This window comes from Pseudomonas sp. B13(2017), from assembly GCF_002113245.1.
Classification (GTDB): Bacteria; Pseudomonadota; Gammaproteobacteria; order Pseudomonadales; family Pseudomonadaceae; genus Aquipseudomonas; species Aquipseudomonas putida_Z.
The window spans coordinates 563253-580673 of the sequence record NZ_NEJX01000001.1; the positions used below are offsets into that span (position 1 = coordinate 563253).

A 17421-nucleotide genomic window follows, 5' to 3' on the forward strand; every position below is an offset into this window, starting at 1 on the left:
ACCGTTAAACCGCGGCAGCGCCGCCGACGATTTCCGAGATCTCCTGGGTGATCGCAGCCTGACGCGCCTTGTTGTAGATCAACTGAAGCTCTTTGATCAAATCACCGGCGTTGTCTGTGGCGTTCTTCATGGCGATCATCCGGGCCGCTTGTTCAGCAGCGTTGTTCTCGACCACCGCCTGGTACACCTGCGACTCCACGTAACGCACCATCAAGCCGTCCAGCAGCTCTTTTGCGTCGGGTTCGTACAGGTAGTCCCAGTGATGCTTGAGATCCTGATCCGGGGTTGCCACCAACGGTACCAATTGCTCGACCGTTGGCTTCTGGGTCATGGTGTTGATGAACTTGTTCGAAACCACCGAGAGGCGATCGATACGGCCGTCCAGGTAGGCGTCCAGCATCACTTTGACGGAGCCGATCAGATCGTTGATCGATGGCTCTTCGCCCAAGTGGCTGATCGCGGCTACGACGTTACCGCCAAAGATGCGGAAGAAAGTCGCACCCTTGCTGCCGATCACGCACAGGTCGATTTCCACGCCCTGTTCGCGGTTTTCGTTCATGTCCTTGACCAGGGCCTTGAACAGGTTGGTGTTCAAGCCACCGCACAGACCACGGTCACTGCTCACCACGATATAACCGGCGCGCTTTACAGGGCGCTCGATCATGAACGGGTGGCGGTATTCCGGGTTGGCGTTGGCCAGATGACCGATCACCTGGCGGATACGCTCCGCGTAAGGACGGCTAGCAGCCATGCGCATTTGTGCCTTGCGCATCTTGCTGACCGCCACTTTCTCCATGGCGCTGGTAATTTTTTGCGTGCTTTTGATGCTCGCAATCTTACTGCGAATCTCTTTTGCGCCTGCCATGTATCACCTATCAGGTTAGCAAGCGGGGGCCTGAGCCCCCGCTGCGGCTTACCAGGTCTGGGTGGCCTTGAACTTCTCGATACCGGCTTTCAGGCCTGCGTCGATTTCGTCGTTGAAGTCACCCTTCACGTTGATCTTCGCCATCAGTTCAGCGTGATCACGGTTGAAGAAGGCGATCAGTGCTTGCTCGAAGCTACCGATCTTGGAGACTTCTACGTCAGTCAGGAAGCCACGCTCAGCGGCGTACAGCGACAGGGCCATGTCCGCGATGGACATCGGCGCGTACTGCTTCTGCTTCATCAGCTCGGTAACGCGCTGACCATGCTCCAGCTGCTTGCGGGTCGCTTCGTCCAGATCGGAAGCGAACTGGGCGAATGCAGCCAGTTCACGGTACTGAGCCAGAGCGGTACGGATACCACCAGACAGCTTCTTGATGATCTTGGTCTGAGCGGCACCACCTACGCGGGATACCGAAACACCGGCGTTCACTGCAGGGCGGATGCCCGAGTTGAACATGGCCGATTCCAGGAAGATCTGACCGTCGGTGATGGAAATCACGTTGGTCGGAACGAACGCGGAAACGTCGCCAGCTTGGGTTTCGATGATCGGCAGGGCGGTCAGGGAACCGGTTTTGCCAGTCACAGCACCGTTGGTGAACTTCTCGACGTACTCTTCCGAAACGCGCGATGCACGCTCCAGCAGACGGGAGTGGAGATAGAACACGTCACCTGGGTACGCTTCACGTCCTGGTGGACGGCGCAGCAGCAGGGAGATCTGACGGTAGGCAACGGCCTGCTTGGACAGGTCATCGTAAACGATCAGGGCGTCTTCACCGCGGTCACGGAAGAACTCGCCCATGGTGCAGCCGGCGTATGGCGCCAGGAACTGCAGTGCGGCGGATTCCGAAGCACTGGCAACGACCACGATGGTGTTGGCCAGGGCACCGGCTTCTTCCAGCTTGCGAACGATGTTGGCAACGGTGGAACGCTTCTGGCCGACAGCAACATAAACACAGAAAATACCGGAGTCTTTCTGGTTGATGATGGCGTCGATGGCCATGGCGGTCTTGCCGATCTGACGGTCACCGATGATCAGCTCGCGCTGGCCACGGCCGACAGGGATCATGGCGTCGACGGACTTGTAGCCAGTCTGTACAGGCTGGTCTACCGACTTACGCCAGATCACGCCTGGAGCGACCTTTTCGACCGCGTCGGTTTCGGTGGTGGTCAGAGGACCTTTGCCATCGATCGGGTTACCCAGAGCGTCGACGACGCGGCCCAGCAGGCCTTTGCCGACCGGAACTTCCAGGATGCGACCGGTGCACTTGGCGCTCATGCCTTCGGCGAGGGTGTCATAGGCACCCAGGATCACTGCACCTACGGAGTCTTGCTCCAGGTTCAGGGCCATGCCGAATACGCTGCCAGGGAACTCGATCATTTCGCCGTACATGACGTCGGCCAGACCGTGGATCCGCACGATACCGTCGGATACCGAAACAACGGTACCTTCGTTACGGGCTTGGGAGCTCACATCGAGGTTGTCGATGCGGCCCTTGATGATTTCACTAATTTCGGAAGGATTGAGTTGCTGCATTGCTCTGCTGCCCCTTCAAACTCAAGATTTCAATGCTTCGGCCAGTTTCGCGATTTTGCCGCGAACAGAGCCATCGATTACCAGGTCACCAGCGCGGATGACGACGCCGCCAATCAGGCTGGCATCCTCCGACGCGTGCAGGCGCACTTCCTGGCCTAACCGTGCACTGAGAACCTTGGCGAGTTTGTCTTGCTGTTCTTGGTTCAACGCGAAGGCACTGGTGACTTCCACGTCCACGGATTTCTCTTGCTCGGCCTTGTACAGGTCGAACAGGGCGGCAATCTCCGGCAGAAGCAGGAGACGGTCGTTTTCCGCGGCAACATGAATGAAATTCTGTGCCTGTGCATTGAACTTGTCACCGCACACGTCAATGAACGTGGCGGCCTTTTCTGCGCTCGTCAGTCGCGGGGCCTTGAGCAGGCGCTGCATGGTGTCGTCTTGCGACACCGCAGCAGCCAGGCCGAGCATGGCTGACCAATTGGCCAGTTGCTGATGGGCCTGGGCATGCTCAAAGGCAGCCTTAGCGTAAGGTCGGGCCAACGTGGTCAGTTCTGCCATGATCGCCCTCGCTTAAATTTCAGCGGCCAGTTTGTTAACCAGCTCCGCATGCGCGTTTTGATCGATTGTGGCGCCAAGGATCTTTTCAGCACCACCAACGGCCAGGGCACCCACTTGGGCGCGCAGGGCGTCTTTAGCGCTGTTCAGTTCCTGTTCGATCTCGGCCAGAGCCTGAGCCTTCACACGGTCAGCTTCGACGCGGGCCTGATCACGGGCTTCCTCGACAAGCTGAGCAGCGCGTTTCTTGCTTTGCTCGATGATTTCGGCTGCCTGTGCTTTAGCTTCACGCAGTTGCTGACCCGCTTTCTCTTGGGCCAGCTCCAGGTCGCGAGCTGCGCGGTTGGCAGCGTCCAAGCCGTCGGCAATCTTCTTTTGGCGCTCTTGCAGGGCAGTGATGACCGGAGGCCATACATACTTCATGCAGAAGAGTACAAAAATCAGAAAAGCAACGGATTGGCCAATCAGGGTTGCATTAATGTTCACGCCAACACCTCGCTCGGTCTTAATTCATACAGCCATCAACTCGTGGTGACGAGTGATTAGCCGGCGATCTGACCAACGAACGGATTCGCGAAGGTGAAGAACAGAGCGATACCAACACCGATCATGGTTACGGCGTCGAGCAGACCGGCAACGATGAACATTTTAACCTGCAGCATCGGAACCATTTCTGGTTGACGAGCAGCGCCTTCCAGGAACTTGCCGCCCAGCAGGCCGAAACCAATGGCGGTACCCAGAGCACCCAGGCCGATCAGCAGAGCAACAGCGATAGCGGTCAGACCAACTACAGTTTCCATCTTTCCTCCCGACTTTTACGTCGTATTGGTTAGGTTTTTAGTTTGAAGCGGTAAAACAAATCGTTTGGTACAGCATGCCCTTGCGGACTTTTTAAGCCCTCCCCCCGAACAGGCGGGGAAGGCTATCAGACACGCCAGGCGGTCTTAATGGTTATCTTCGTGAGCCATCGACAGGTAGACGATGGTCAGCATCATGAAGATGAAAGCTTGCAGCGTGATGATCAGGATGTGGAACACAGCCCACGCCCATTGCAGCACCACACCCAGGCCGCTGAGCCACAGCAGGCCGGAGCCGAACATTACAGCGATCAGGATGAACACCAGTTCGCCGGCATACATGTTGCCGAACAGACGCAGTGCCAGCGAGATCGGCTTGGCGATCAGGGTGACGAATTCCAGCAGGAAGTTGACCGGAATCAGCAGGATCTGAACGAAGATGTTCTTGCTGCCGAACGGGTGCAGGGTCAGCTCACCGATGAAGCCGCCCAGGCCCTTGACCTTGATGCTGTAGAAGATGATCAGGGCGAACACGCAGAAGGCCATGGCCAGGGTCGCGTTCGGGTCGGTGGTCGACACGGCGCGGAACGGAATGTGCGGGTCACCGGAGATCAGGATGGCCAGCTGAGGAATCCAGTCGACCGGTACCAGGTCGACGGCGTTCATCAGGAATACCCAGACGAAAATGGTCAGCGCCAGCGGAGCGATTACCGGGCTACGGCCGTGGAAGGAGTCCTTCACGCTGCCGTTGACGAAGTCCACCATCACTTCTACGAAGTTCTGCAGGCCGCCAGGTTGGCCGGAAGTCGCCTTCTTGGCCGCCATGCGGAAGATGAACAGGAAGATCAGACCCAGCGCGACGGACCAACCCAGGGTGTCCAGGTGGAACGCCCAGAAGCCCATTGCCTTGGCTTCTGCAGCCGAATGGGCGAAGCCCCAGCTGCCGTCTGGTAGTTGACCGTAGGTCAGGTTCTGCAAGTGGTGCTGGATATAGCCCGAAGCGGTTTCTGCTGCCATGGTTGCCTCAAACGCCCTAAGGTCTCGAAAGTCTTTTATTCATCAGCAGGGGCGCGAACCAGCTGACCAAAAGGGTCAACACGAAGACGCCGAATACTGCTAACGGCGCCAGTGGCTTCACTCCTGCGAAGGTCAGTGCAAAAAGCACTGCCGTCAAAATCATCTTGCCTGCCTCGCCAGCGTAGAACGACTTGACGATGGCTTGTGCCGCCCGGGCCCCGCTGAAGCGAAAAGCCTTCCAGGCGAAATACACATTGGGTAGCCAGGCAATCAAACCTCCGCAAAGGCCTGAATATCCACTGACCGCCCCTTTCCACTGCCACAACACCAACGTTGCCAGCAGCAGTACGACGAATTGAGCCAGCAGTACCGGGAAAACCGCCCAGCGATGGAAAGGCAGGCGGTTTGGCGTGCGGATTTCCATCACAACTGCTCCTCGGAAGTCGACCAGCAAGTCAGTTATGACTTGGCATAATTTGTGCCGACAAAATGCGCGCAGAGTATAGGGGTGGATTAACCCCTATTCAACTATTCGGTAGTGATTTCCGACTGCGCGCTACAACGGGAATTGTTTCAGCGGATGTGAGCAAGCACGCCTTGCAACTCGTCAAGCGAGTTGTAGCGAATAACCAATTGGCCTTTGCCCTTGTTGCCATGGCGGATCTGCACGGCCGAGCCCAGGCGCTCTGCGAGCCGCTGTTCAAGGCGTGCGATATCCGGATCAGGTTTGCTCGGTTCGACCGGATCAGGTTTGTCGCTGAGCCACTGACGAACCAGTGCCTCGGTTTGGCGCACGGTGAGGCCACGTGCGACAACATGACGCGCCCCCTCTTCCTGGCGGTGTTCTTCCAGGCCGAGCAATGCACGGGCGTGGCCCATCTCCAGGTCGCCATGGGCGAGCATGGTCTTGATCGCGTCAGGCAGGGTGATCAGGCGCAGCAGGTTGGCCACGGTCACCCGCGACTTGCCCACGGCATCGGCCACCTGTTGCTGGGTGAGCTCGAACTCCTGCTGCAGGCGCTGCAGGGCCAGGGCCTCTTCCAGCGGGTTGAGGTCTTCGCGCTGGATGTTCTCGATCAGCGCCATGGCGATGGCGGCTTCGTCGGGCACTTCGCGGACCATCGCCGGGATCTTGTCCAGGCCAGCCTGCTGGGTGGCGCGCCAGCGGCGCTCACCGGCGATGATCTCGAAGCGGTTGCCATCGATCGGGCGCACCACGATCGGTTGCATCACGCCATGGTTGCGAATCGAGTGCGCGAGCTCTTCCAGCGCCTCCGGGTCCATGTCCCGGCGCGGCTGGTACTTGCCACGCTGGATCAGCTCGACCGGCAGGTGTTGCAGTTCTTTCTGGTCGATCTTCACAGCCTGCTCTTCGAGCGCGCTGACGGAAGGACCACTGAGCAGTGCATCCAACCCACGTCCGAGACCCCGTTTCTTGACGGCCATACGGATTCCTTAAGTTGTTTGTGCAGTGCGTGATTGACGGCGTTGACGGCGTACGAGTTCCCCGGCCAGGGCCAGATAAGCCAGCGCGCCTCGCGATTGCTTGTCGTAGGCCAGGGCCGGCATGCCGAAGCTCGGGGCCTCGGCCAGGCGAATGTTGCGCGGAATGACCGTGTCGTACAGCTGCGGGCCAAAGTGCTCCTTCAGCTGCGCCGAGACATCGTTGTTCAGGCTCAGGCGCGGATCGTACATGGTCCGCAGCAGGCCCTCGATCTTCAGCTCCGGGTTCAACCGGGCGGCGATGCGCTTGATGTTATCCACAAGGTCGCTGAGACCTTCCAGTGCGTAGTACTCGCACTGCATCGGGATGATCACGCCATCGGAGGCGACCAGGGCGTTGAGCGTGAGCATCGACAGCGACGGAGGGCAGTCGATGAGGATGTAGTCGTAGTTCTCGCGGATCGGCGCCAGGGCGTTGCGCAGGCGGCTCTCCTTGACCTGCATTTCCAGCAGCACCACTTCGGCGGCGGTCAGGTCACGGTTGGCCGGCAGCAACTGGAAACCACCGTGCTCGGAGTAATGCATGGCCTGGGCCAGGTCGCATTCCCCGATCAACAGGTCGTAGACCGAGTGCTCGAGCTCGTGCTTGTCCACACCGCTGCCCATGGTGGCGTTGCCCTGCGGATCGAGGTCGATCAGCAGCACACGACGCTTGGTCGCGGCCAGCGAGGCGGCGAGATTGATACAGGTGGTTGTCTTGCCCACACCACCTTTCTGGTTCGCGATTGCGAATACCTTAGCCATTGTTGCGTGTGTTCCCAGTCATGCCTTGCGGCGCAGTATCAGCAGATGGCGCTGGCCCTGGCAACCTGGAACGGTCAGGGCCTGCTCGCTTTCCACTGTGAAGTCTGCGGGCAATGCTACCAGTTCATCGGCAGGATGCAGCCCCTTCATTGCAAGCCATTGCGTCCCGGTGTCGCCCAGGTGGCGGGTCCAGCTGGTGAAGTTCTCCATGCTGCTGAAGGCGCGGGAGATGATTCCGCTGAACGATTGTGTCGGCTGGAAGGCTTCGACCCGACTGTGGATAACCGTGAGGTTGTCCAGCTTGAGCTCCATTTTCACCTGGGTCAGGAAGCGGGTCTTCTTGCCATTGGCGTCCAGCACCGTCACGCGCTTGTGCGGATGCAGGATAGCCAATGGGATACCGGGCATGCCACCGCCACTGCCGACATCCAGCCAGTTGTCACGCTCGCTGTGGATAAACGGCATGACACTGAGGCTGTCGAGCAGGTGACGCGACACCATCTCGTCGGGGTCGCGCACGGCGGTGAGGTTGTAGGCTTTGTTCCATTTGATCAACAGGGCCAGGTAGCCGAGCAGCTTTTCGTGATGCTCGGCGCTCAGCTCGACACCGAGCTGGCGCGCACCTGTGGACAACTCTTCAGCGTGTTGCGGGGTGACCAGGGAACTCAAGCGCTTTGCTCCAATTCGCGGCCAGCGCCGCGTTTTTTCAAGTGAATCAGCAACAGGGAAATCGCCGCAGGGGTCACGCCCGGGATACGCGAAGCCTGACCCAGGGTTTCCGGTCGGGTCTGGCCCAGCTTGCCCTGGATTTCCTTGGACAGGCCGGAAATCGTCGAGTAATCGATATCCACAGGCAGGCGGGTGTCTTCGCTGGCGCGCAGACGTGCGATTTCATCCTGCTGGCGGTCGATGTAGCCGGCGTACTTGGTGCGGATTTCGACCTGCTCGGCGACCTGTGGATCGATCGCTTCGCCGCCGGTTGCCTCGATCAGCCCGGCGTAGTCGATTTCCGGGCGCGCCAGCAGGTTGAGCAGGCTGTACTCGTGGCTGAGCGGGGTACCGAACTTATCCACAATCGCCTGGCCTTGCTCGGTGTTCGGGCGTACCCAGGTCGACTTCAGGCGCTGCTCCTCGCGTTCGATGCCGTCGCGCTTGGCGCAGAAGGCGGCCCAACGCTGGTCGTCGATCAGGCCGAGTTCTCGGCCCTTTTCGGTCAGGCGCAGGTCGGCGTTGTCTTCGCGCAGGATCAGGCGGTACTCGGCACGCGAAGTGAACATGCGGTACGGCTCCTGGGTTCCCAGGGTAATCAGGTCGTCGACCAGTACGCCGATGTACGCCTCGTCGCGGCGCGGGCACCAGCTGTCTCGGCCCTGCGCCCGCAGGGCGGCGTTGGTCCCGGCCAGCAAACCCTGGGCGCCGGCTTCTTCGTAACCGGTGGTGCCGTTGATCTGGCCGGCGAAGAACAGGCCGCCGATGACTTTGGTCTCGAGGCTGTACTTGAGGTCGCGAGGGTCGAAGTAGTCGTATTCGATGGCATAGCCCGGGCGAACGATGTGGGCGTTCTCCATGCCGCGGATCGACCGCACCAGCTCCAGCTGCACGTCGAACGGCAGCGAAGTGGAAATACCGTTGGGGTACAGCTCATGGGTGGTCAGGCCTTCCGGCTCGATGAACACCTGGTGGCTTTCCTTGTCGGCGAAGCGGTGGATCTTGTCTTCGATCGACGGGCAGTAGCGCGGGCCGACACCTTCGATGACACCCGAGTACATCGGCGAACGGTCGAGGTTCGAGGCGATGATCTCGTGGGTGCGCGCATTGGTGTGGGTGATCCAGCAGCTCACCTGGCGCGGGTGCATCTGGGCATTGCCCATGAACGACATCACCGGAATCGGCGTATCGCCTGGCTGCTCGGTCATCACCGAGAAGTCCACCGAACGGCCGTCGATACGCGGTGGGGTACCGGTTTTCAGGCGGCCGACGCGCAGCGGCAGTTCACGCATGCGGTGGGCCAGGGCAATCGAAGGTGGATCGCCGGCGCGACCACCGGAATGGTTTTGCAAACCAATGTGGATAAGACCGCCGAGGAAGGTACCGGTGGTCAGTACCACCGATTCGGCGAAGAAACGCAGGCCCATCTGGGTCACCACGCCTTTGACCTGGTCCTGCTCGACGATCAGGTCGTCGCAGGACTGCTGGAATATCCACAGGTTCGGCTGGTTTTCCAGGATTTCGCGCACCACTGCCTTGTAGATGGCGCGGTCGGCCTGTGCACGGGTGGCGCGTACGGCCGGGCCCTTGCGGTTGTTCAGAACGCGGAACTGGATGCCGCTCTTGTCGGTGGCCAGCGCCATGGCGCCGCCGAGGGCATCGATCTCTTTGACCAGATGGCTTTTGCCAATACCGCCAATGGCGGGGTTGCAGCTCATGTGACCGAGGGTTTCCACGTTATGGGTCAGCAGCAGGGTTTTCACACCCATGCGTGCAGACGCAAGCGCAGCCTCGGTACCGGCATGGCCGCCGCCGATGACGATCACTTCAAAACGGGAAGGGAAATCCACCACGCACCTCGTGCCTGTTTTTGCGAATAGAGAAGGTAAGCGGACAAGTATAGGGACTTCACCCCCTTTAAAGAAACCGTCTGAGCAAATTTTGACCAGTCTGTGGATGAGTGGCAGCCAACAGAAATCAAAGAGGAAGAATTTAAAAAAGCTTTGTTTTTATGTTTATTCTTATGCACAAGCTTCTCTGTGGATAAGGTTATGCAGGCCTTTATTCATGCCGTGTAGAGAAAAATTAAACCCTGTGGCTGGAGTACCATGAGGGCTATGGATAACACGATTTAGCCTGTGGATTAAATGGCTGTTTACCCACAAGCGGGTTTGTCCTCAGAAAAAAAGCCTGCTTATCAACGGAGCTGAAGGCGAGTTTTCCACAGGGCTCCTGAGAGCAGATTGGGGTAGGTGAATGAAAAAAATGTGAACCTGCACCGGCCTCTTCGCGGGTGAACCCGCTCCCACAGGGTTCTGCACAGCCTTCAGGTGCGGCGCGATTTCCGTGGAAGCTGCGAAATTTGAGGCAAAAAAAAAGCCGCTCCCGAAGGAGCGGCTCTTGGTTTTGCCTGGCTGTGAATTACTTGCCGATGCAGAAGCTGGAGAAAATCCGCCCCAGCAGGTCATCAGAGCTGAATGCCCCGGTAATCTCCCCCAGGGCCTGCTGCGCCTGCCGCAGGTCTTCCGCCAACAGCTCACCCGCACCAGCCAGGGTAAGTTGTGCACGGCCATGTTCCAGGTGCTCACTGGCCTGGCGCAGGGCATCCAGATGGCGCCGGCGAGCGCTGAAACCACTCTCGGCCGTCTGTTCATAACCCATGCAGGCCTTCAGGTGGTCACGCAGCAACTGCAGCCCTGCATCGTCCCCTTTGGCACTGAGGGTGATCGTTACATGGCCGTCATCGCACTGTTCCAGCGCTACCCGCTCACCACTAAGATCGGCCTTGTTCCGAATCAGCGTCACCTTGGCCGGGTCTGGCCGCTGGTCGAGAAATTCTGGCCACAGGGCGAACGGGTCGCTGGCCTCGGGCGCAGTGGAGTCCACCACCAACAACACCCGGTCTGCCTCGCCAATGGCCTTCAGCGCACGTTCCACGCCAATCTTTTCCACATGGTCATCGGTGTCGCGCAAACCGGCAGTATCGACCACGTGTAGCGGCATGCCGTCGATGTGGATATGTTCGCGCAGGATGTCCCGCGTGGTGCCGGCAATATCAGTCACGATGGCCGCTTCCCGCCCGGCCAGCTGGTTCAGCAGGCTCGACTTGCCGGCATTCGGCCTACCGGCGATGACCACAGTCATGCCGTCACGCAGCAAGGCCCCCTGCCCGGCTTCACGCTGTACTTTGGACAACTCTCCCCGCACCGTATCGAGCATCGTCAGCACATGGCCGTCGGCGAGGAAGTCGATTTCCTCTTCAGGGAAGTCGATCGCCGCCTCGACGTAGATGCGCAGCGCAATCAACGCCTCGGTCAGGAAGTGCACGCGCTTGGAGAACTCGCCCTGCAGCGAACGCAGTGCGTTGCGCGCAGCCTGGCTGGAACTGGCTTCAATCAGGTCGGCAATGGCTTCGGCCTGGGCCAGGTCAAGCTTGTCGTTGAGGAATGCACGCTCGCTGAACTCACCCGGGCGAGCCAGCCGGCAACCAACCTGTACACAGCGCTGCAGCAGCATATCCAGCACCACCGGGCCACCGTGGCCCTGCAGTTCCAGTACGTCCTCGCCGGTGAACGAATTCGGCCCAGGGAAGAACAGCGCGATCCCTTCGTCCAGCACCAGGCCTTCCTCGTCGCGGAACGGGCCGTAATGGGCGTGGCGCGGGGTAAGCGTACGGCCGGTGATCAACTGGCCGGCCTTGGCAGCCAGAGGGCCGGACAACCTGACAATCCCCACACCGCCGCGGCCCTGGGCGGTGGCGATGGCGGCGATGGTTTCACGCACAGTGTTCATGCTCGAAAGCCTCTACGACAAAAACGACAGATAGCAAAAACGCCCCACTAGGGGGCGTTTTTTATTCACAGGCTAGCGCAGTAGCCTGTCAAGCAGCAGCTTTTTTGCTGGCTGCTTCGATGCTGCGGGTGATGTACCACTGCTGTGCGATCGACAGGCAGTTGTTCACAACCCAGTACAGCACCAGACCAGCCGGGAACCACAGGAAGAAGAAGGTGAAGATGATCGGCATCATTTTCATCACCTTGGCCTGCATCGGATCCGGCGGCGTCGGGTTCAGGCGCTGCTGGATGAACATGGTGGCGCCCATGATGATCGGCAGGATGAAGAACGGATCCTTGATCGACAGGTCGGTAATCCACAGCATCCATGGAGCCTGGCGCATTTCCACGCTTTCCAGCAGTACCCAGTACAGGGCCAGGAACACTGGCATCTGCACCAGGATCGGCAGGCAGCCGCCCAGTGGGTTGATCTTCTCTTTCTTGTACAGCTCCATCATCGCCTGGGACATCTTCTGGCGATCGTCACCGAAGCGTTCCTTCAGTGCAGCGAGCTTCGGCGCAACGGCACGCATGCGCGCCATCGAACGGTAGCTGGCTGCCGACAGCGGGAAGAACAGGCCTTTGATCAGCATGGTCAGCACGATGATCGACCAGCCCCAGTTACCCAGCAGGCTGTGGATATGTTGCAGCAGCCAGAAGATCGGCTGGGCGATGAACCACAGGAAGCCGTAGTCCACGGTCAGTTCCAGGCCTGGGGACAACTCTTTCAGCTTGGACTGGATTTTCGGGCCGGCGTACAGCATGGCGCTGGTTTCGACCTTGCCGCCAGCAGGCACGCTGATGGCCGGGCCGGTGTAGCCGATGATGTAGTTGCCCTGGCTGTCCTTGCGGGTCTGGACAACGTTGTTGTCCGACTTGGCCGGAATCCAGGCGGTCACGAAGTAGTGCTGCAGCCAGGCAACCCAGCCGCCGGACACATTTTCTTTCAAACTACCTTTGTCGATGTCCTTCATCGAGACCTTTTTGTAAGGCTCGGAAGCAGTCCACAGGGCAGCGCCCAGGTAGGTGGCGGTGCCGGTGGCAGTGCTCGACGACGGATCGGAGCTGGCGTCACGCTTGAGCTGGGCAAACATGTTGCCGCTCCAGGCCTGACCGCTTTGGTTGTCGATCAGGTAGCTGACGGTCAGGTCGTACTCGCCGCGCTTGAAGCTGAAGCGCTTGATGTAGTTGACGCCGTTGTCGCTGAACTTCAGGTCGACCACCAGTTGTTCCTGGCCATCGGCCAGCTGGTAACCCTTCTTGTCGGTAGCGTACAGAGGGCGACCGGCAGGACGGGCATCCGGACCGTTGACGCCGGTCAGGCCGCTTTGTGCCAGGTAGACACGCTCGCCACCGTTGTCGAACAGCTGGAACGGAATGTCCGGGTGGTCCTGGCGACGTGGGTACTGCGGCAGGTTCAGCTGGACGATGTCACCACCGACCGGATCGATAGCCAGCTCCAGAACATCGGTCTTGACCCGGATCAGGTCCTTGCTGACCGCAACCGGTGCCAGTTCGGCTGCGCTGGTTTCGGCGTTGGCGCTTGGCACATCGGCGCTGGCGCCGGCGTTACCGGCCGGTACGCCATCCGGCAAACCCGGGGCAACGGTGCTGGCAGCAGTATTCTGAGTCGGCAGGGCAGCCTGGCCGTAGTCCTGGTTCCACTTGAGGACCATGACGTAGGACACGATTGCCAGGGCGACGATCAGGATCGTGCGTTTAATATCCATGATTACTCGGCTATCGAAGAAGTTCGGGAGGAAGGAGCGGGAGGAACGGGATCGAAACCGCCGTCGTTCCACGGATGACAACGCCCCAGGCGACGAACGGCTAGCCACCCACCACGCCAGAGGCCGTGGTTTTCGATGGCTTCATAAGCGTAACAGGAGCAACTGGGGAAGAAACGACAGTGGTTGGCCATCAGAGGACTAATGGCGTAACGGTAAAACTGGATCGGAACGAGCGCCAGTTTACGCATCTTGGCTGTCTACCCCTGCGGAATTGGCGGTCACTGCTGGAGTGGGCCGGCTGCGCGCCAGGCGTTTCCAGAGTTTGCCAAAGTGTTGGTGCAATTCCGGGTTTTCTATCTCACCCAATCCCTTGCGCGCGACGATCACAATGTCCAACCCGGCAAGCAATTGCTGGTTCAGGCGAAAGGAATCGCGCATCAAGCGCTTGAGGCGGTTGCGTTGAACGGCGAGCTTGACGCTCTTCTTGCCGATCACCAGGCCAAGGCGTGGGTGATCGAGGCCGTTCTCGCGAGCAAGGATCAGCAGGTTTTTCCCTGGAACCTTGCCGGTTGGGGAGTCGAAGACCGCTTTGAAATGTCGGGGTGTAAGCAGTCGCTTTTCCCGACTGAAGTCCTGACTCACCACCTGTGCCGAAAAATCAAATGGCCAGACGCTTACGGCCTTTGGCACGACGACGCGACAGAACAGCGCGGCCGTTCTTGGTAGCCATACGGGCACGGAAGCCGTGGGTGCGCGCGCGCTTGATGGTGCTTGGTTGGAAAGTACGTTTCATGGCGTGTTACCTGGTTTGTCGACGACGGGCCGGGATGGCCCCCTTTTTAAGAGACCGGCGATTCTAGAGAAAGCAAGCCCGTAGGTCAATTTCCAACCAGTCTTTCCATATAGAGCACGTGATGGACGGTGCGTGCTTGTCCATCCCCCAAGGGTGCTTGATCGGACACACGAATTGGGGACAACATGAAAAAAAAGAAGAGACATATAAAAAGCTTTTCTGAAGAATCTATAAATCTTAAGTGGATAACCTTCTGTGGATAACCTGCTTGAGGCCATAAAATCCGGGCTGTACAGAGTTTTACAACTGTGTTCTCAACCGGTGCTGCGCTTGTTTTCTTCGTGGTCAAAAGCTGTGGATTAAATAGCCGCTTATCCACAGTAGAGTTATCAACAGGCTTGACCTCAGGGTTGTGCATAGCGCTCATGGCTGCTTATCCACAGGGCTTATTCACAGTGCGAAGAAGCCGTTTTGGTCGATAAATGGCTGTTTTGTCATGGTTCCTAGCGTGTCCACATGTGGATAACTGAACGCTCGACCGGTACAATGGCGGTTTGTTTTTGCCTCATCCGGCTTTCAAACTCAGGGGATATCCGTGTCAGTGGAACTTTGGCAGCAGTGCGTGGAGCTTCTGCGCGATGAACTGCCTGCCCAGCAATTCAACACCTGGATCCGTCCGCTACAGGTCGAAGCCGAAGGCGACGAGTTGCGCGTCTATGCGCCTAACCGTTTCGTTCTCGATTGGGTCAATGAAAAGTACCTGGGTCGTTTGCTCGAGCTGTTGGGCGAAAACGGCAGCGGCATTGCGCCTGCCCTTTCCTTGTTGATCGGCAGCCGTCGCAGCTCTGCGCCACGTGCCGCACCCAACGCGCCAGTAAGTGCTGCGGTGGCCGCCTCGCTGGCCCAGACCCAGGCTCAGAGCCAGACACAGAAGGCAGTGCCGGCAGCGGTCGAACCCGTCGCCGTGGCGGCGGCCGAGCCTGTGCTGGTCGATGAGCTGGCCGAGCCATCCTCGCGTGATAGCTTCGATGCCATGGCCGAGCCGGCTTCTGCGTCGGCTGGCAGTGCCCGGACCGAACAGCGCACCGTGCAGGTTGAAGGTGCGCTCAAACACACCAGTTACCTGAACCGCACCTTCACGTTCGACACCTTCGTCGAAGGTAAGTCGAACCAGTTGGCGCGCGCGGCTGCCTGGCAGGTGGCAGACAACCCCAAGCATGGTTACAACCCGCTCTTCCTTTATGGTGGTGTGGGCCTGGGTAAAACCCACCTCATGCATGCTGTGGGTAACCACCTGCTGAAGAAGAACCCGAACGCCAAGGTCGTGTACCTGCATTCGGAGCGCTTCGTCGCGGACATGGTCAAGGCGCTGCAGCTCAACGCCATCAACGAATTCAAGCGTTTCTACCGCTCGGTGGATGCGTTGCTGATCGACGATATCCAGTTCTTTGCCCGTAAAGAACGCTCGCAGGAAGAGTTTTTCCACACCTTCAACGCCCTGCTCGAGGGTGGTCAGCAGGTAATCCTTACTTCTGACCGCTACCCCAAGGAGATCGAAGGCCTGGAGGAGCGTCTGAAGTCGCGCTTTGGTTGGGGCCTGACGGTTGCCGTCGAGCCACCAGAGCTGGAAACCCGCGTGGCGATCCTGATGAAGAAGGCCGACCAGGCCAAGGTCGAACTACCGCATGACGCGGCCTTCTTCATTGCCCAGCGCATCCGTTCCAACGTCCGTGAACTGGAAGGCGCATTGAAGCGGGTGATCGCTCACTCGCACTTCATGGGCCGCGACATCACCATCGAACTGATTCGTGAGTCGCTCAAGGACCTGCTGGCGCTCCAGGACAAGCTGGTCAGTGTGGATAACATTCAGCGTACCGTCGCCGAGTACTACAAGATCAAGATCTCCGATCTGTTGTCCAAGCGTCGTTCGCGTTCCGTGGCGCGTCCACGCCAGGTGGCCATGGCCCTGTCCAAGGAACTGACCAACCACAGTCTGCCGGAAATCGGCGACATGTTCGGTGGTCGCGACCATACGACCGTGCTGCACGCCTGCCGCAAGATCAACGAACTGAAGGAATCCGACGCGGACATCCGCGAGGACTACAAGAACCTGCTGCGGACGCTGACGACCTGATGGCCGTCTGCGCAGCTAATTGAAGGCAAGGGACTAGACCATGCATTTCACCATTCAACGCGAAGCCCTGTTGAAACCCCTGCAACTGGTCGCCGGTGTCGTCGAGCGCCGCCAGACCTTGCCGGTCCTGTCCAACGTATTGCTGGTCGTGCAAGGCCAGCAACTGTCGTTGACTGGTACCGACCTGGAAGTCGAACTGGTAGGCCGCGTGCAACTGGAAGAGCCGGCCGAGCCTGGCGAAATCACTGTCCCGGCACGCAAGCTGATGGACATTTGCAAAAGCCTGCCGAACGACGCCCTGATCGATATCAAGGTCGACGAGCAGAAACTGTTGGTCAAGGCCGGTCGCAGCCGCTTTACCCTGTCGACCCTGCCAGCCAATGACTTCCCGACCGTGGAAGAAGGCCCGGGCTCGCTGACCTGCAACCTGGAACAGAGCAAGCTGCGCCGCCTGATCGAGCGCACCAGTTTCGCCATGGCCCAGCAGGATGTGCGCTACTACCTCAACGGTATGCTGCTGGAGGTTTCCCGCAACACCCTGCGAGCTGTGTCCACTGACGGTCACCGCCTGGCGCTGTGCTCCATGAGCGCACCGATCGAGCAGGATGACCGCCACCAGGTCATCGTGCCACGCAAAGGTATCCTCGAACTGGCACGCCTGCTGACCGACCCGGAAGGCATGGTCAGCATCGTCCTGGGCCAGCACCATATTCGCGCCACCACTGGTGAATTCACCTTCACTTCCAAGCTGGTGGACGGCAAGTTCCCGGACTACGAGCGCGTACTGCCCAAGGGCGGTGACAAGCTGGTGGTCGGCGACCGTCAGGCGCTGCGTGAAGCCTTTAGCCGTACTGCGATTCTTTCCAACGAAAAGTACCGCGGTATCCGCCTGCAACTGGCTGCTGGCCAACTGAAGATCCAGGCCAACAACCCCGAGCAGGAAGAAGCTGAAGAAGAAATCAGCGTGGACTACGAAGGTAGCTCGCTGGAAATCGGCTTCAACGTCAGCTACCTGCTGGACGTGCTGGGCGTAATGACTACCGAGCAAGTTCGTCTGATCCTGTCCGATTCCAACAGCAGTGCCCTGCTGCAGGAAGCTGGCAATGACGATTCTTCCTACGTTGTCATGCCGATGCGTCTGTAACGTAG

19 protein-coding genes are annotated in these 17421 nt (G+C 59.2%); 2 read left to right on the top strand and 17 right to left on the bottom strand.

The annotated features are described in order from the left end of the window. Positions 1-4 precede the first annotated feature (4 nt). From atpG to CAG44_RS27505, 17 genes are all read right to left on the bottom strand, one after another. Positions 5-865, bottom strand: a complete 861-nt coding sequence (gene atpG, locus CAG44_RS02560; RefSeq protein WP_013974905.1) for a F0F1 ATP synthase subunit gamma — start codon at positions 863-865, stop codon at positions 5-7. Between the two features lie 48 nt (positions 866-913). Then, a complete protein-coding gene (gene atpA, locus CAG44_RS02565; RefSeq protein WP_013974906.1) occupies positions 914-2458 on the bottom strand; it encodes a F0F1 ATP synthase subunit alpha in 1545 nt (514 codons plus the stop codon). 21 nt (positions 2459-2479) lie between these two features. Next, a complete protein-coding gene (locus tag CAG44_RS02570) occupies positions 2480-3016 on the bottom strand; it encodes a F0F1 ATP synthase subunit delta (protein ID WP_003253191.1) in 537 nt (178 codons plus the stop codon). A gap of 12 nt (positions 3017-3028) precedes the next feature. Next, a complete protein-coding gene (locus CAG44_RS02575; protein ID WP_003260032.1) occupies positions 3029-3499 on the bottom strand; it encodes a F0F1 ATP synthase subunit B in 471 nt (156 codons plus the stop codon). Between the two features lie 56 nt (positions 3500-3555). Continuing rightward, positions 3556-3813: a F0F1 ATP synthase subunit C gene (gene atpE / locus CAG44_RS02580; protein WP_003097235.1), complete on the bottom strand. Its 258-nt coding sequence runs from the start codon at positions 3811-3813 to the stop codon at positions 3556-3558. 144 nt (positions 3814-3957) lie between these two features. Beyond that, positions 3958-4827, bottom strand: coding sequence for a F0F1 ATP synthase subunit A (atpB, locus tag CAG44_RS02585; RefSeq protein WP_003260030.1), 870 nt, complete (start codon positions 4825-4827; stop codon positions 3958-3960). A 16-nt stretch (positions 4828-4843) separates the two neighbouring features. Continuing rightward, entirely contained in the window at positions 4844-5251 is a 408-nt protein-coding gene (locus CAG44_RS02590) for a F0F1 ATP synthase subunit I (RefSeq protein ID WP_008092225.1), read from the bottom strand. Positions 5252-5400: 149 nt separating this feature from the next. Beyond that, on the bottom strand, positions 5401-6273 hold the full coding sequence (locus CAG44_RS02595; protein WP_075046821.1) for a ParB/RepB/Spo0J family partition protein: 873 nt from the start codon (positions 6271-6273) through the stop codon (positions 5401-5403). A gap of 9 nt (positions 6274-6282) precedes the next feature. After that, positions 6283-7074 carry a ParA family protein gene (locus tag CAG44_RS02600; protein ID WP_012274913.1) on the bottom strand — a complete coding sequence of 264 codons (792 nt, stop codon included), beginning with the start codon at positions 7072-7074 and terminating at the stop codon, positions 6283-6285. Positions 7075-7092: 18 nt separating this feature from the next. After that, positions 7093-7743 carry a 16S rRNA (guanine(527)-N(7))-methyltransferase RsmG gene (gene rsmG / locus CAG44_RS02605; protein ID WP_085691535.1) on the bottom strand — a complete coding sequence of 217 codons (651 nt, stop codon included), beginning with the start codon at positions 7741-7743 and terminating at the stop codon, positions 7093-7095. Further along, positions 7740-9632 (bottom strand): tRNA uridine-5-carboxymethylaminomethyl(34) synthesis enzyme MnmG, encoded by a 1893-nt coding sequence (mnmG, locus tag CAG44_RS02610; RefSeq protein WP_015268403.1) that lies wholly within the window; start codon positions 9630-9632, stop codon positions 7740-7742. Before mnmG ends, rsmG begins: the two co-directional genes overlap by 4 nt. 571 nt (positions 9633-10203) lie before the next feature. After that, positions 10204-11574, bottom strand: a complete 1371-nt coding sequence (gene mnmE / locus CAG44_RS02615; protein WP_085588876.1) for a tRNA uridine-5-carboxymethylaminomethyl(34) synthesis GTPase MnmE — start codon at positions 11572-11574, stop codon at positions 10204-10206. Positions 11575-11662: 88 nt separating this feature from the next. Then, the gene (yidC, locus tag CAG44_RS02620; protein WP_025341164.1) at positions 11663-13345 is read right to left on the bottom strand and encodes a membrane protein insertase YidC; all 1683 of its coding nucleotides are present in this window, start codon (positions 13343-13345) and stop codon (positions 11663-11665) included. 2 nt (positions 13346-13347) lie between these two features. Then, positions 13348-13593, bottom strand: coding sequence for a membrane protein insertion efficiency factor YidD (yidD, locus tag CAG44_RS02625; protein ID WP_015268406.1), 246 nt, complete (start codon positions 13591-13593; stop codon positions 13348-13350). Further along, a complete protein-coding gene (gene rnpA, locus CAG44_RS02630; protein WP_003253166.1) occupies positions 13586-13990 on the bottom strand; it encodes a ribonuclease P protein component in 405 nt (134 codons plus the stop codon). The genes yidD and rnpA overlap by 8 nt, the downstream gene beginning before the upstream one ends. Before the next feature lie 13 nt (positions 13991-14003). Continuing rightward, on the bottom strand, positions 14004-14138 hold the full coding sequence (gene rpmH, locus CAG44_RS02635; protein ID WP_003253163.1) for a 50S ribosomal protein L34: 135 nt from the start codon (positions 14136-14138) through the stop codon (positions 14004-14006). A gap of 85 nt (positions 14139-14223) precedes the next feature. Next, positions 14224-14565 carry a hypothetical protein gene (locus CAG44_RS27505; RefSeq protein WP_143493811.1) on the bottom strand — a complete coding sequence of 114 codons (342 nt, stop codon included), beginning with the start codon at positions 14563-14565 and terminating at the stop codon, positions 14224-14226. A 168-nt stretch (positions 14566-14733) separates the two neighbouring features. Here CAG44_RS27505 and dnaA point away from each other — a divergent pair, with 168 nt between their 5' ends. Beyond that, positions 14734-16272: a chromosomal replication initiator protein DnaA gene (gene dnaA / locus CAG44_RS02640; protein WP_025337171.1), complete on the top strand. Its 1539-nt coding sequence runs from the start codon at positions 14734-14736 to the stop codon at positions 16270-16272. Positions 16273-16312: 40 nt separating this feature from the next. Beyond that, positions 16313-17416 carry a DNA polymerase III subunit beta gene (gene dnaN, locus CAG44_RS02645; protein ID WP_003260019.1) on the top strand — a complete coding sequence of 368 codons (1104 nt, stop codon included), beginning with the start codon at positions 16313-16315 and terminating at the stop codon, positions 17414-17416. The last annotated feature ends 5 nt before the right edge of the window (positions 17417-17421 follow it).